Source organism: Janthinobacterium sp. SUN033 (genome assembly GCF_030397595.1).
Taxonomy (GTDB): Bacteria; Pseudomonadota; Gammaproteobacteria; order Burkholderiales; family Burkholderiaceae_D; genus Janthinobacterium; species Janthinobacterium kumbetense.
Genome location: NZ_JAPQNV010000003.1, coordinates 201,221 through 215,532 on the forward strand (window position 1 = coordinate 201,221; position 14,312 = coordinate 215,532).

Annotated in this window: 18 protein-coding genes; 5 read left to right on the forward strand and 13 right to left on the reverse strand. The window is 64.3% G+C overall.

All coding sequences use genetic code 11. The annotated features are described in order from the left end of the window. Nucleotides 1–46: 46 nt before the first annotated feature. The gene (locus OX460_RS13970) at nt 47–487 is read right to left on the reverse strand and encodes a carboxymuconolactone decarboxylase family protein (protein ID WP_035817618.1); all 441 of its coding nucleotides are present in this window, start codon (nt 485–487) and stop codon (nt 47–49) included. A gap of 104 nt (nt 488–591) precedes the next feature. Here OX460_RS13970 and OX460_RS13975 point away from each other — a divergent pair, with 104 nt between their 5' ends. Further along, complete coding sequence (locus OX460_RS13975; protein WP_289899019.1) at nt 592–2,064, forward strand: PLP-dependent aminotransferase family protein; 1,473 nt, start codon at nt 592–594, stop codon at nt 2,062–2,064. On the opposite strand, the gene OX460_RS13980 is transcribed toward OX460_RS13975, so the two are convergent. The 5 genes from OX460_RS13980 to trxC form a co-directional block, all read right to left on the reverse strand. Beyond that, complete coding sequence (locus OX460_RS13980) at nt 2,033–2,623, reverse strand: DUF1287 domain-containing protein (RefSeq protein ID WP_289899020.1); 591 nt, start codon at nt 2,621–2,623, stop codon at nt 2,033–2,035. The genes OX460_RS13975 and OX460_RS13980 overlap by 32 nt on opposite strands. Before the next feature lie 62 nt (nt 2,624–2,685). Next, nucleotides 2,686–3,021, reverse strand: a complete 336-nt coding sequence (locus tag OX460_RS13985; protein WP_251351150.1) for a DUF6616 family protein — start codon at nt 3,019–3,021, stop codon at nt 2,686–2,688. A 24-nt stretch (nt 3,022–3,045) separates the two neighbouring features. After that, nucleotides 3,046–3,792 (reverse strand): HEAT repeat domain-containing protein, encoded by a 747-nt coding sequence (locus OX460_RS13990; protein ID WP_289899021.1) that lies wholly within the window; start codon nt 3,790–3,792, stop codon nt 3,046–3,048. Beyond that, on the reverse strand, nt 3,789–4,310 hold the full coding sequence (locus OX460_RS13995; protein WP_289899359.1) for a MarR family transcriptional regulator: 522 nt from the start codon (nt 4,308–4,310) through the stop codon (nt 3,789–3,791). Before OX460_RS13995 ends, OX460_RS13990 begins: the two co-directional genes overlap by 4 nt. 70 nt (nt 4,311–4,380) lie before the next feature. Then, nucleotides 4,381–4,833 carry a thioredoxin TrxC gene (gene trxC, locus OX460_RS14000; RefSeq protein WP_099664582.1) on the reverse strand — a complete coding sequence of 151 codons (453 nt, stop codon included), beginning with the start codon at nt 4,831–4,833 and terminating at the stop codon, nt 4,381–4,383. A gap of 159 nt (nt 4,834–4,992) precedes the next feature. Between trxC and OX460_RS14005 the strand changes: the two genes are divergently transcribed. Then, nucleotides 4,993–6,420, forward strand: coding sequence for a coniferyl aldehyde dehydrogenase (locus OX460_RS14005; RefSeq protein WP_289899022.1), 1,428 nt, complete (start codon nt 4,993–4,995; stop codon nt 6,418–6,420). Here OX460_RS14005 and OX460_RS14010 read toward each other — a convergent pair whose 3' ends face one another. Further along, nucleotides 6,421–7,026, reverse strand: a complete 606-nt coding sequence (locus OX460_RS14010; RefSeq protein ID WP_034785705.1) for a LysE/ArgO family amino acid transporter — start codon at nt 7,024–7,026, stop codon at nt 6,421–6,423. It lies immediately after the preceding gene. Nucleotides 7,027–7,228: 202 nt separating this feature from the next. On the opposite strand from OX460_RS14010, the gene OX460_RS14015 reads away from it, so the two are divergent. Together OX460_RS14015 and OX460_RS14020 are read left to right on the forward strand one after the other, a co-directional pair. Then, a complete protein-coding gene (locus OX460_RS14015; protein ID WP_034785706.1) occupies nt 7,229–8,119 on the forward strand; it encodes a LysR family transcriptional regulator ArgP in 891 nt (296 codons plus the stop codon). A 105-nt stretch (nt 8,120–8,224) separates the two neighbouring features. Continuing rightward, nucleotides 8,225–9,241, forward strand: coding sequence for an alpha/beta hydrolase (locus OX460_RS14020; protein ID WP_289899023.1), 1,017 nt, complete (start codon nt 8,225–8,227; stop codon nt 9,239–9,241). 106 nt (nt 9,242–9,347) lie between these two features. On the opposite strand, the gene OX460_RS14025 is transcribed toward OX460_RS14020, so the two are convergent. The 6 genes from OX460_RS14025 to OX460_RS14050 all read right to left on the reverse strand — a co-directional run bounded on the left by OX460_RS14025 (nt 9,348) and on the right by OX460_RS14050 (nt 13,940). After that, nucleotides 9,348–9,986, reverse strand: a complete 639-nt coding sequence (locus OX460_RS14025) for a phasin family protein (RefSeq protein WP_099664585.1) — start codon at nt 9,984–9,986, stop codon at nt 9,348–9,350. 280 nt (nt 9,987–10,266) lie between these two features. Then, a complete protein-coding gene (locus tag OX460_RS14030) occupies nt 10,267–10,587 on the reverse strand; it encodes a hypothetical protein (RefSeq protein WP_289899024.1) in 321 nt (106 codons plus the stop codon). Between the two features lie 27 nt (nt 10,588–10,614). Then, a complete protein-coding gene (locus OX460_RS14035; RefSeq protein ID WP_099664587.1) occupies nt 10,615–10,986 on the reverse strand; it encodes a VOC family protein in 372 nt (123 codons plus the stop codon). A gap of 116 nt (nt 10,987–11,102) precedes the next feature. Continuing rightward, nucleotides 11,103–12,374, reverse strand: coding sequence for a YncE family protein (locus OX460_RS14040; RefSeq protein WP_289899025.1), 1,272 nt, complete (start codon nt 12,372–12,374; stop codon nt 11,103–11,105). 54 nt (nt 12,375–12,428) lie between these two features. Beyond that, nucleotides 12,429–13,199, reverse strand: coding sequence for a creatininase family protein (locus OX460_RS14045; protein ID WP_289899026.1), 771 nt, complete (start codon nt 13,197–13,199; stop codon nt 12,429–12,431). Nucleotides 13,200–13,475: 276 nt separating this feature from the next. Further along, nucleotides 13,476–13,940 carry an SRPBCC family protein gene (locus OX460_RS14050; RefSeq protein WP_251351143.1) on the reverse strand — a complete coding sequence of 155 codons (465 nt, stop codon included), beginning with the start codon at nt 13,938–13,940 and terminating at the stop codon, nt 13,476–13,478. A gap of 108 nt (nt 13,941–14,048) precedes the next feature. On the opposite strand from OX460_RS14050, the gene OX460_RS14055 reads away from it, so the two are divergent. Next, nucleotides 14,049–14,309 (forward strand): hypothetical protein, encoded by a 261-nt coding sequence (locus tag OX460_RS14055; protein ID WP_289899027.1) that lies wholly within the window; start codon nt 14,049–14,051, stop codon nt 14,307–14,309. The last annotated feature ends 3 nt before the right edge of the window (nt 14,310–14,312 follow it).

Here is a 14,312-nt window from a genome sequence, read left to right on the forward strand (position 1 = left end):
CTACGCAGGGACCAGCCAGGCGTCTGTTCGCGAACGAACACAGAAACTATTCGGGCATCTTGCGAAAGCCCACGGCCAGGCGGTTCCAGGTATTGATGGAGCCGATGGCCAGGGTCACATTGACCATTTCCGCCGGCGTCAATTGTTCCGCCAGCGCCGCATACACGTCATCGGGCGCCTGGCTTTGCGGCAGCAGGGTCAGCGCTTCCGTCCAGGCCAGCACGGCCCGCTCGCGCGGCGTGAAGAACGGCGTTTCGCGCCAGACGGACACGGCATACAGGCGGCGCTCCGTTTCGCCCGCCTTGCGCGCGTCGCTCGTGTGCATGTCCACGCAAAAGGCGCAGCCATTGATTTGCGAGGCGCGCAGGCGGATCAGCTCGAGCAGCGAGTGTTCCACGCCCAGCCTGGCAATCGCCGCTTCCAGCGCGTACATGGCCTTGACGGCGTCCGGCGAAGCTTGTGTAAAATCGAGTCGTTGCTGTGTCATGATGCATTCCTTGAGGGAGTAGAGATGCACCATTGTAGTAGCCCAGGAACAGCACGCGGCAGGCCAATCCCCCCGAAAAACAGCAGACCACCAGCAGATACTCCATGGAATTACATATCCTGATCGACGGCACGCGCGACCTGGGCGGCCAGCTGTACCGCCAGCTCAGCGAGGCCATCCGCTCGGGCCGGCTGACGGATGGACAGCAATTGCCCCCCTCGCGCCTGCTGGCCAGCCAGCTGGGCCTGTCGCGCAAGACGGTGTCCGACGTGTATGACAAGCTCGGTTATGAAAAGCTGCTGGTCGGCAAAGTGGGCGTGGGCAGCTTCGTGCAGACGCCGCACGCGTCGCCGCAGCGCCGCCACGCCAGCACGCCCCTGGCCAGCGCGCAGCGCATCGCCCGCTGGGAAGCGACGCCCACGCCCTTGCGCCGCGCCAGCCAGGAAGAGCCGGCGCGCTACGCCTTCATCGGCGGGCGCGCCACGCCCGCGCACTTCCCGCAGGATGAATGGCGCGCCTGCATGCTGCACGCGCTGCGCCAGGGTGGCCAGGCACGCGGCCGCTATGGCCCGGTCGCCGGCTTGCCGGCCTTGCGCGCGGCGATCGCCGGCCATGCCGCTTTCAGCCGCGGCATCCATTGCACCGAGGAACAAGTGCTCGTCACCAGCGGCGCGCAGCAAGCCCTGCACCTGCTGGCGCTGACCTTGCTGGAAGCAGGCGACACGGTTGCCGTGGAAGAACCCGGCTACCCGGTGGCGCGCGCCGTGTTCGCCAGCCAGGGCGCCCGCGTGGTGGGCATCGACGTGGACGAGGATGGCCTCATCGTCGGACAAATCCCGGACGGCACGCGGCTGATCTATGTCACGCCCGCGCATCAATTTCCGCTGGGCATGCCGATGAGCATGGCGCGCCGCCATGCCTTGCTGGAGCGGGCGCAGCAGCTGGGCGCCATCATCATCGAGGACGACTACGACAGCGCCTTCCGTTACGAAGGCCGGCCCGAAGATTCCCTGCAAAGCATGGACCGCTACGGCGTCGTCGCGCATGTGGGCAGCTTTTCCAAGATCATGCTGCCAGAATTGCGGCTCGGCTATGTTGTGCTGCCGCAAGCTATCGTGGCCGCCGTGGAAACGGTGAAATACCTGAGCGATTGCCACACGGCCAGCCTGGGCCAGCATGCGCTGGCCAAGTTCATCGGCGACGGCCATCTGCTGCGCCATATCCGCCGCTGCCACGATATCTATGCGGGGCGGCGCGAGCGGCTGCAGCACTGGTTCAACGGCCCGCTGTCGCCGTGGTTCCGCCTGGTGCCCGCCAGCGCCGGCTTCCACGTGGCGGCCCTGGCCCAGGCGCCGCTCGACATCGCCGAATTGCTGCGCCGCGCGCGCCTGGCCGACATCAGCCTGTATGCGCTATCGGGCTTTTACCATGGCGTGGCACGCCACGCAGGCCTGTTCCTCGGCTATGGCGCCATCGACAAGCTCGATATCGACACGGCGCTGGCCCAGGTGCTGGCGATCCTGCAGGAGATCGCTCCCCTGCCCCTCAGCGCGGTTGCCAACGATAGTGTCCCGTGATGGGATAGCTGAATAGAATATTTTCCTCGCGCGCGCCTTCGCCGATGTTGTGGATGATGAGCGGCACGCCGCCCCACGACTGCTTGTCGCTGACGATGCCGATGTGCGTGAGGTTGCGCGGCAGGCGCCAGGTGACGATGTCGCCCGCGCGGTAAGCGTTCGCTTCCTTGCTTGGCGGTAAGCTGGTGCCGTGACGGGCAAAGTAGGTGCCCAGGTTCGGCACGCGGCGGTGGTCGATATTGCGGTCCGGCCCCTTCATCTGCCAGCGCCCCTGCTGCTGGTACACCTGCCACGCCTTGCGCATGTCTTCGTGCACCAGCACCTGCAAATCCTGCCCCAGCTGGCGGTAGGCGCGCACCACCACGTCCGTGCACACGCCCCGTTCCATCGGCACGTCGCCGCCCGGATAGGCGAGCCGTTCGTAGCGCGGGTCGTACTGCAGGGTCACGCCCACCTGCTTGCGGGCGGCGGCGACGAGGACTTGCGGGGTGGCAGGAATGGCCGAGGCCAGCATGGGCGCCAGGGCAAGCATCAGGATGGAGAGCAGTTTGATTGGCATCAACGTCAATGGTCGGATGAAAATGCCAACTTTACCGCAGCAGCAAGGAAAACGGCGTACGCTTAGACCCCGGCCAGTTGCGCCAGGTGGGCAGGAAAATCCACGGCCGGTCCCGCCGCATTGATGGTGTCGAAGTAATCATGCCAGCCCGTGGCGGCGATGCCGGCCAGCAAGGCGTCCAGTGCCGCCTCGTCCGGGAAGCGCCAGACGGCATAGAATTGCTGGGCAGCCCCATGCAGCTTGCCGCCATCGATGGCGCCCATGGCCAGCGCTTCGGCGCCCGTGCCGGACAAGGCCGCCATGCCGGCGCCCACCGTGCCGAAATACGCCTGGCGCGCGGCGGCGTCGAGGGCCAGCCAGGCGGGTTTCGGGCTGTACAGTTCCAACAGATAATGCATGGTTTCTCCTTCAGTGATCCATCGTCAGGCCAGCGAGCGTTGGGCGCGCTTGCAGATGCGTTGGGTGGCGGCATTGGCACTTTCCTGCAGCCATTGCGCGCACAGGCTGCGCACCCAATCGGGCTGGCTCTTGGCCGCATCGTTGAGCCAGTTGGCCACGGAATCCTGCACATAGACTGCCGGATCGGTGCGCAAGGCGTGCAACACGGGCAAGGCTAGCTGCGGCTGTTCTTTTAACCGGCCAATATGCGCGCACCACACGCCGCGCGGGCGCAGCGCTTCGCAGGCGAAACGGCGCAGGCGTTCCGACGGGTCAGCCGTCCACGGCGCCAGCAAGGCAATGGCCTCGTCAAGGCTCTCCGCCAGATGGGGCCGCAGCGCCAGCCAGGCCCATTCGCGCACGCCGAAATGCCCATCGTCGGCCAGCGGCCGCATGGCCGCCAGCCGTTGCGGCAAGGTCAAGCCGGTTTGGGCGGCGATGGCAAAGCAGACCCAGCCCCGTACCGTGTCGGAAGCATGGGCTTGCAGCAGCGCCAGGTCGGCGTTGGCTTCCAGCAGCAATTGCGCCGCCAGCGCCATGCGTTTGGTGATGCCGGCTGCTGCCTGCGCGCGCAGTTGATCCAGCCGAGCGGCGCCGATAGCGGGCACGGCCGCAGCCAGCAACTGGGCGAAATCGATGGCCAGCCCTTCCGTCAGGGTGGCGCTGGCCACGCTTCCGCCATTCAGCAGGGCCAGGCGCGCGGGAGCGATGTCGGCGACGCCGCGGCTCATGGCGCACCCTGCATTTCACCTCTATCCGTCTTGCGCCAGGCTTTTTCCAGCAGCGCACTCAGCAACTGCATTTCTTCCGGCGTGAAATCGGCAAACAGGCTGGCGATCCATTGCGCGTGCTCGTCGACCAGGGTCGCGGCGGCCATGTCACCCTTGGCGCTCAGGCGCACCAGCAGCTTGCGCCGGTCGACCTGGTCCGCGTGGCGCGCCAGGAAACCATCACGCTCCAGGCCGTCGAGCAAGCCCGTGATGGTGCCGCGCGTCACGCCGGCCCGCTCGGCCAGCTCGTGCGGCGACAGTCCGCCTGGCACGTCGCGCAGCAGGGACAACAGCACAAATTTTCCTTCCGACAAGCCATGCCGGCCCAGGCGCGCGGCGCAATCGCCATCGATGGCGGAGGCCAGGCCCAGCACTTCAAAGCACAGGCGCAAGCGCGCCGTGGACTGCGCCATGTCGAGACCGCTGGCGCGGCGCTGCACGTCGCCCAGCAAGGCCGTGTATTTCTGTTCGAGCTTTATCATATGGCGCAATATAATATGGCGCCATATTAAATGTCAAATGAAAAACCTCAATGGTTTTCCTGTGCGTTTAGAAACGCGCCTTGTCGCGCGCCCAGGCGATGATGGCTTGCGCATCGATGGCGCCCGGCTGGCGCGCCACTTCCACGCCTCTGCGGAACAGGGCCAGGGTGGGAATGCTGCGGATATTGAAACGGCTGCCCAGGTCCGGCGACGCTTCCGTATTCACCTTGACGACGCGAAATGCGGGTTCCAGGGTCTTGGCGGCTTGCACATAGAATGGCGCCATGCTGCGGCACGGACCGCACCACGGCGCCCAGAAGTCGACCAGCACGGGAATGTCGCTGCGTTCGATATGCTTGAGGAAGCGGGCGCTGGCCAGGTCCACGGGCTGGCCCGTAAATAAATCCTTCTGGCACTTGCCGCACGTGGGCTGTTCGATCAGGCGCGCCGCCGGCAAGCGGTTGACGGCGTCGCAATGGGGGCACACGATGTGCAGGGAGTCTGGCGTGGTCGAGGTCATGGCATTCCTGGAAAGAGTAGCGTACAGTTGCCGGACATTTTACGGCGTATCGTGCAGCGCCGTCGGCACGCTGGCGGCACTTATCCGCAGAGTCCACTATAGTGTGCTGAAACGTGTGATGAAACGGCGCGCGCATTGCCGGGCCGGCCTAGGAAAACAATGCCTGATGTCGCAGAAAACATGGAATTGAGCACCGAACTGACTGCCGCCCTGCGCTTGCAGCGCGCCGCCTGCCTGGCCCACCCCGTGCCGACCCTGGCCGAGCGCAAACGCGACCTGCACACCTTGCAACGCTTCATCCGCGACCATAAAGACGCGTTGTGCGCGGCGATCAGCGCCGACTACGGCAACCGTTCCCGGCACGAAACCTTGCTGGCGGAGATCTTTCCCGCCATCGATGGCATCGCCCATGCATTAAAACACTTGAAAAAATGGATGCGGCCGCAGTGCCGCGGCGTGGACTGGCGCAGCTTCCCTGGCGCCCGCAACCGCGTGATGCCGCAGCCGCTGGGCGTGGTGGGCGTCATCGTGCCGTGGAATTTTCCCGTGAACCTGAGCCTGGTGCCCTTGACCTACATCTTCGCCGCCGGCAACCGCGCCATGGTCAAGATGAGCGAAAACTCGCGCCACCTGGCGCGGCTGCTGATCGACACCATGCCCGCCTACTTTCCACCGGAAAAGCTACAGTTCTTTGACGAAACGGGCGGCGTGGGCATGGCTTTTTCGCAACTGCCGTTCGACCACCTGTTGTTTACGGGTTCCGGCCAGACGGGCCGCGCCGTCATGGCGGCCGCCGCGCGCAATCTGTGTCCCGTCACGCTGGAACTGGGCGGCAAGGCGCCGGCCATCGTCTGCGCCGATTTCGACGTGCGCACGGCAGCCGAGCGCATCCTGTTCGTCAAATTCCTGAACGCGGGGCAAATCTGCACCAGCGTCGACCACGCCTGGCTGCCCGAGGCCAGCATTCCTGCCTTCGTCGAACACGCACGCGCCATCGTGCCCACGCGCTACCCGCGGCTGGACACGCCCGACTACACTTCCATCATCGACGAGCCCGCCTTTGAACGCCTGCTGCTGGCGCTCGACGAAGCGCGCGCGCGGGGCGCGCAAGTGATTCCGCTGTTGCCGGGGACCGCCTACGACCGCGCCACGCGCAAGATCGCGCCGCACATCGTGCTCGGCGCGCCCGATGACAGCCTGCTGCTGACGCGGGAAATCTTCGGCCCCATCCTGCCGCTGCGCGGCTATGCCAGGCTGGACACCGTGATCGACAGCATCAACGCGGGGCCACGCCCGCTGGCCATCTATCCGTTCAGCAACAAAACAGACACGGTGCAGTTGCTGATCGACCGCGTGATGTCGGGCGGCGTGTCCGTCAACGACGCCCTGTATCACGTGGGCCAGCACGACCTGCCCTTCGGCGGCGTGGGCGAGTCCGGCATGGGCCACTACCACGGCGTCGAAGGCTTTCACACCTTCAGCAAGCTGCGGCCCGTGTTTTACCAGGCCCGCTACAGTGCATTGAAACTGCTGTGGCCGCCGTATGGCAAGCTGGCCAGCCGCGTGCTGGCCTTCCTGACCCGCTGATTACAGGAACAGCGAGGCGGCGATGGCCCACATGACGAGCGCAATGATGCCGTCGAGCACGCGCCAGGCCATGGGCTTGGCAAACACGGGCGCCAGGTAGCGGGCGCCAAAGCCCAGCAGGAAGAACCACAGGGCCGAAGCCATGATGGCGCCGCCGGCAAAGTAAAAGCGTCCCACGCCTTCATGCTGGCCGCCGATCGAGCCGAGCAGGATGACCGTGTCGAGGAAGGCGTGCGGGTTCAGCAGGCTGAACGCCAGCGCCGCGCCGATCACGGCCCAGTAGCCTTCCGGCGACTTGGCAGCCGACACCGTCAGGGCCGTTGGGCGCCAGGCGGACTTAGCGGCACGCAAGCCATACGCGATCAGGAAGGTGGCGCCGCCGGCCTTGGCCCACAGCAGGAAATTGGGGTTGTCTGCAATGAAGGTGCCCATGCCGGCCACGCCGGCCGTGATCAAGATCGCATCGCACACCAGGCAGACCAGGATGCAGGTGAGCACGTAGTGACGCTTCAAACCCTGTTTCAGCAAGAAGGCATTTTGCGTGCCGATGGCAACGATCAGGCTCGCCCCGAGCCCCATGCCTTTCAAGAAGATTGCGCTGTCCATATCGATTCCTTTATTGCTTTCCATCACGCGCACGGCCGCCCACGCTCTGCCGGCAACGGCAAAGTCATCAAAGGTAGGTGGAGGGTGTAGCGGTACCAGCAGGACCGCGCGGGAGAGTGGAGTTGTTACCCTATTTCAACAGTGTAAAGAAAAAGTAAATATAAGTATAATGAATGATTCTAACCATATATAAGAGAAACTTATGCGCGTCGTCGATTACCGTGGATTGGCCGCCCTCGACGCCGTGATCGGCCTGGGCAGCTTTGAAAAGGCCGCGCAGGCGCTGGCGATCAGCCAGCCGGCCGTGTCGCAGCGCATCCGCACCCTGGAAAACCTGGAAGGCACTTTATTGATCATCCGCAGCCACCCGCCCCTGCCCACGGAAGCGGGCCAGCGCCTGATCGCCCATTACCGGCAAGTCAAGTTGCTCGAAGCGGCGCTCGACGCCCAGCCCGGCCCCACCACGCATTTGCCGGAACTGGCCATCGCCGTCAACGCCGACAGCGCCGCCACCTGGATCCCGGAAGCGCTGGGACCGCTGCTGTCGCCGCCGTCCTGCCTGCTCGATATCCGCCTCGACGACCAGGACCACACCCTGAGCCAGTTGCGCGAAGGGCGCGTATTTGCCTGCGTCACCAGCGCCAACGACCTGGTGGCGGGCACCACGGCCACGCCGCTGGGCGGCATGCGCTACCTGTGCGTGGCCTCGCCCGCGTTCGCGCAGCAATGGTTTCCCCATGGTTTTACGGTGGAAGCCGTCAGCCAGGCGCCCGCCATCACGTTCGGCAGCAAGGATGCGCTGCACGAGCGCTACCTGCAACACCGCCTCGGCTACACGGGCCGCTATCCGCACCACGTGCTCGGTTCGGCGCGCGACTTCGTGCGCTTCATCGAAGCGGGCTATGCTTACGGCATGGTGCCCCTGCTGCAGGCGGAAACGGCGCTGGCCGCCGGCAGGCTGGTCGACGTGGCGGCCGGACAGGCGCTCGACGTGCCCCTGACCTGGCATGCCTGGGATATCCAGACCCCGCTCACGCGCACCCTGTCGGACGCCGTCATCGCCACGGCGCGCAAATGGCTGTTGCAGGATTGATTGACGCATGCCACATTTATCTATGCTATACAGCAACTTCCCCGTGTGCGCCCTGCCCTGCCTGGCCTACACTGCAAGCATCAACCCTCACCATCAGGAGCTGGCATGACGATCCTGCGCACCACCCTGCTCGGTTTGCTGGCGGCCATCCCGCTGGCTGCCGGCCTGGCCGCCTGCTCGCCCTTGATGGCCATCAATGCCTTCTCGTCCGGCAGCGCTTCGCACGTGACGCGCGGCCTGGCTTACGGCCCCCTGCCACGGCAAAAACTCGACGTGTACGCCCCCAAAATCCGCACGGGGCCCGTGCCCGTGGTGGTGTTCTTTTATGGCGGCAACTGGACGACGGGCGAGCGCGCCGACTATGCCTTCGTGGGCCATGCGCTGGCGGCGCGCGGCTATCTGGCCGTGATCGCCGACTACCGGCTGTATCCGGACGTGCACTATCCCGAAATCCTGCAGGATGCGGCCCGCGCCGTGGCCTGGGCCGCGATGGAATCGAGCCGCCACGGCGGCGACCCGACGCGCCTGTTCGTCATGGGCCATAGCGCCGGCGCCTACAATGCGGCGATGGTGGCGCTCGACGCCAGCCTGCTGGCGCGCCACGGCATGCACCCGCACGACTTGCGGGGCTGGATAGGCCTGGCCGGCCCCTATGATTTCTTGCCGATCGAAAACACCACCACCCGGCCCGTTTTCTTTTACCCGGACACGCCCGCCGCGTCGCAGCCCATCCACCACGTGACGGCCGCAGCCCCGCCCGCCCTGCTGATCGCCCCCCTGCCCGGACAGGATAAACTGGTCGATCCGCAACGCAACACGGGCGGCCTGGCCAAGGCCTTGCGTGCGCTGCCCCGGCCCGTGACGGAAACGTATTTCGACCGCGTGGGTCACGCCACCCTGGTCGCCACGCTGGCCGCGCCCTTGCGCAGGCTGGCGCCCACCCTGGACGCCGTCAGCGCCTTCATCGACGCCAACAGCGGGAGCGGGAACGGTAACGCGGTCTTGTCCGCCGTCTCGCCGAAGACAGCCGTGCCGGCAAGCATCACCGTGCCCACCCGCTCACCTGGCGCGGCCACGCCGGCCTCTGAACTGCACGCATACGACAAAACGCCCGCCCCGTGAAGGGCGGGCGCTCTGTCCAAACCAGGAGGCACGATGCTGCGTGCCGGCTGGCCGCAGCTCAAGGCTCGGCCCTCGCGAAGCGGTTCAGCCGCAAGCAGCCTCGTGCTTACTCTTTACGGCTGGCGCTGCTGCTCTTGCTTTGTGCGGAACCCGCTTGCGATACGCTGCCGCTGGCCGAGCCTTCGCTGCCGGCCGACTGCTGGCTGCCCTGGTGGCTGCCGCTTTGCAGGCTTTGGCCGTCACGGCTTTGCGCGCCCCGTTGCTGGTCGCGGCTGGCGCCGTTTTGCTGATAGGCCTGGAACGGTTCAGCGATGCGCTGCATGGCTTCCTGCTGCTTGCGCACGTTTTTCTCCGTTTCTTCCGACGCCGTGCGGGCCACTTCTTCGGCCAGCGCCTTGGCAGTACGGCTCGTTTCATTCACATGACGCTCTGCCACGTTGGCCAGTTCGACCTGCGTATCGGCTGCCAGGCGCGACACCTGTTGCTGGTACTTGCGCAGTTGCTCGGCGGCTGGCTGGCCCGCTGCGGCAGCCACCTGGAACACATCTTCAGCGCGCTCGACCGTCAGCAGGTTCTGGCTGGTGACCGCGGTTTCTTCCAGCAAGCCTTGCGCCAGTTGCATGTTCAGGTCGCTGAAGTGCTGCACCGACTGGAACAGCGACTTCGACAGTCCATTGAAAAAAGCCAGTTGCGCTTCCAGGTGGTTTTTGGCGGCGGGGGTAACACTACGGGAATATGGATACATGGAGTTCCTCATTAGATAGCGGTTGGGTGGACATAAACAGATGGCGACACCACCGGCTGTCGAACGGTGAGGCAGACGGCCGGGCTACGCCACGAAACGCGAAAAAACATATCCGATTGGTGGGACGATGCTTTGCAACGCGAGTCCCAAGGCTACGTGAGCACCGCAGTTGAGGGATGATCTGGATCAAAGGTGCGCTAGGCTGCGCAGAAAGTTTTGGCTGGACGGCTTGCCTTTGGCAAACGTCAGTGACGTGACGGGAAATCTGTGCCAGGCACGCTCAGCCTGGCAAGACGGGCTTGTAGCCACGGCTGCGCAGCGAGGCTTCCAGCCAGCGGTTGCCATACCAGCCACGCGCCAGCAGGTAACTGAGCTCCGCGGCGGCCATCAGCAGCATCATCGGGCCGATGCGCAGTTCGGTGGCCAGATGGCTGCCAAACCACAGGCAGGCATCCATGGCCAGCATGAGCAGCAACAGCCACCAGCGGCGCTTGGCGACGGCCCAGAACGAGCCCAGCAACAGGGCCGGCCAGGAAAAGCCCGCTTTCACGTAGGCATAGCGGCCGGCATCGTCGGCAAACAGGGTGGCGCTGTGCTTCATGCTGCTCTCTTCAGGTAATAACCGGCGTCAAGGCTCGGGATGGTGGCAGACGGCTTCGACATTGTGACCGTCCGGGCCCAGCACGAAGGCGCCGTAGTAATTCGGGTGATAGATTTCGCGGATACCGGGGGCGCCGTTATCCTTGCCGCCCGCTGCCAGTGCGGCCTGGTAAAAAGCATCCACCTGGGCGCGGTTGTCCGCCGCGAAGGCGAGATGCATGCCGGCATGCGGCGCGCCACCCACGCCGAACCAGAAATCGGGCTTGCCATCCTTGCCCAGGCCGACCCAGCCCTGCACTTCCATCACCACCGACACGCCCAGGGGCGCCAGGGCGGCCGAAAAGAAGGCCTTGCTGGCCTGTGCATCGCTGACATTCAAACCGATGTGATCAAGAATCATGCTGGTGCTCCCTGAAGGTAGTGGAATGGGGAATGCAGTATGCGCCAACATTGCTTTTTAGGCAAGCACAACTACAGACCCGGCACTGCGGTTCCAGGGAGCGCCACGCGCCTCGCCTAGCGCAGGTTGCCCGTATGGCCCAGCGAATAGCGGCCCGGCTGCGGCCACACGGTCAGGCCGTGCGGCTCCTGGCCAACTTTCACTTTGGAAACGTCGCCACTGTTCGTATCGATGCGGTACACCACGTCGTCGAAACGGCCGGACAGCCACAGGTACTTGCCATCGGCGCTCACATTGCCCATGTCGGGGCTGCCGCCGCCGGGGATCGCCCAGTTCGCCACCACTTTTTCCGTGGCGAAATCGATCACGCTGACGCTGCCCTTGCCCTTCGGCTTGCCATGGATGCGGTGCGTGCCGCGGTTGGCCACGTACAGTTTCTTGCCGTCACGGCTCGGGTACAGGCCGTGCGCGCCCACGCCCGTCTGGATGAAGCCGATTTCCTTCAGGGTGGCGCCATCGACGATGTGCACGCCGTCGGCGTCCATGTCGGCGATAAAGAATTTCTTGCCGTCCGGCGAGATGCGTATGTCTTGCGGCATGCCCTTCTTGACGCTGCAGATTTCATTCGCCGGACCGCCCACGGGGCCGGACTCGGCAAAGCGCTTGGCCGGCATCTGCAATTTCAAATAGCCGTCTACCTTGCGGCCCACCAGGTCGATCTTGGCGATGGTGCCGTCGAATTCGCAGGTGAACATGGCGTAGCGGCCGTCATTGGAAAAATCGGCATGGTTGATGCCGCCGCACTGGGGCGTGTCGATCGAATACTGCACGGCCATGGTCTTCGGATCGCGGAAATCGAGGCGGTGGCGCGCTTCGGCCACGACGATGGCCGACTTGCCGTCCGGCGTGTAATACATATTGTAGGGATCATCGACGGGCACTTCCTTGCCCGGCTTGCCCGTCAAGGGATCGATCGGCGTCAAGCTGCCCTTGTCCGTGCGCTCGGCATTGTTCGCCACCCACAGGGTGCGCAAGTCCCACGACGGCACCACGTGCTGCGGGCCGCTGCCGACCTTGAACTTGTCGACCACTTTCAGGCTGTCCTGGTCGATCACATACACGTCGTTCGAGCGCAGGTTGGGCACGTACACCCGGCGCAAGTGATCCTTGACGACGGGACTCATATTGCTGCTGGCGATGCTGCCATACACGTTTTTCGGATCGACCAGCGGCGGCATGCCCGGCAGCGGCGAATAGGTTGCGGCCGGTGCTGCAGCGGCCGGGGCCGGCGTACTGGCGCCGATGACCTGGCTGGCCACGCCCAGGCCGGCCAGTGCGGCAGCCAGGGCGGACAAGGTGACGATGGTGCGTCGTTGAGATTTTTTCATGTGATTTCGCGTCGTTTCGTTGCAAAAGCCGGAAGTTCAGCACTTCCAGCGGAATTATTTAGGTCGTTGCAGCAGCTGCCTGATGGCGGCCACCGAGGTGTCCACCTGCAGCTTGATGCCGATCTGACCCAGTTCAGCCGTGGCACGGGTCGCGTCGCCGCGCACGCCGTCCGCCACGCCAGGCTTGGGTCCGTGGGCCATGGCCTCGCTGCGCACCAGCGACGGGTCCGTCGCCAGCATCAGCGCCGCGTCCGCCAAACCGGCATGCAGGCCGATCTCGGCGCTGCTGTGGCCGCGCTTCTGCAGTTCGGCAATATAGGCCGATTGCGTGATGTCATAGTAATCGAGCAAGGCGTAAGCGCGCGCTTCCTTGCCGGCGGAAGCCTTGCCCCAGGCGCGGTTGAGCTTATTCGCCACGTTCTGCTCGTTCTTTTGATAGCCGCCATGGTCGCCGAGAAAAATGATGTCGCGGAAACCATGCTGGCGCAGGCTGGCGGCCGCCCCTTCCAGCACGGCTTCGAAGGCGGCCGGCGGTATCGAGATCGTGCCGGCAAAGCGCATATGGCCGGCCGGCGGCGAAATACTGCCTTCCGGCACGTAGGAAACGACGGGCGCGACGATGGTATTGCCCAGCTTTTGCGCAATCTGCCGCGCCAGCAGCCCGGCGCGCACATTGTGCTTGCCCAGCGCGATGTACGGCCCGCTCTGCTCGACGCCGCCAATCGGCACCAGCACGGTGGTCGCGCCATGGTCGATACGGCTGCGCAACTCCGTGCTGGTCAGTTCTTCCAGCATGACGCTGCCGCTGGCTGGCGTAGCCGCCATGACGGGCGCCGTGAGCAGCAGGCATGAAAACGTCAGGACGAACAGGGAAACGAGGGGCTTGCGTGAAAGGCGGAGCGTGGATGGCGCGCAAGGCGCCGTTCGCTGGGGGAACTGCAGAGTCATAAGCCAACATCTTTCCGAGGTCAAAGCGTGGTGCCGTGCCCGGCCTTGCCAGGCAAGCTGGCTGCCACGCAAGAATTGTATTCCATCATGACGGGAACGGCACGTTAATTTGCTGCAGTGCTTTGCAATGAATTGACGAGGGGAAACTATCTATCAGGCTGTTGTCGCGTCCGCCCTCCCCGCCTCGCCATCATGGAGCGTTTCGTTGCGCTTCTCGGCATAGGCCTTCAGCGACAGCATCGTCCTGGGAAGCCCGTCCCTGACTTGCCTGGCAACGCCTGGTCCGAACAGAAAGGCAAGCGCTCCCGTAAACCACACGCGGTGAACGACTTCCGATCCGCCATTGACGGCGGCAACCGTGTGTTCGAAGTGGATGCGGAACAGGGGGATGTGGCCCTCAACGGTGAACGAGCGGCCGGCAGTGCGCTCCGTGACCAGCAGCGGAATGCCCATGCCCTTGCTGGGAACGATCCTGCCATGCGTCCCCACCGCGAACGGCCCATTAAGCCGGGCTTGCTTTGTGTCCGGATCCCACAGGTGCCATCGGTCGACCTCGCTCCAAATCTGGTCGACGACCTTGGGCGGGACTGCAATGTGGATGCTTTCTTTGATTTGCATCAATTGGGAATCTCCCTATCATTGTGTAAAAGTAACTGGGTCTGCTATCCGGCGCCGCGCGGTGTCTGAATATTGGCCCGCGGATAGCATTCATCACGCAATATCGCCATGCCATTGCGTCAATTCAAAGATACTCCGCCAGCAAGAACAAATGCCGCAGCTTTTTCTTTGCCTCGACAAAAAATATACCTGCTGGAATTGCAGGATACACTGTTTTTTTATCATGCCAATAGAATTGGATTCTGGTTATACTGGCCGCAGATAAAGCCGGGCCATGATGACAGCCTTGTTTGGCGCCAGGATCAAGCGATGCTCCGAATGCGACCACAAGCTGCTGTTCGCCATGGCCACAAGCATATGAAATTTTGAGAA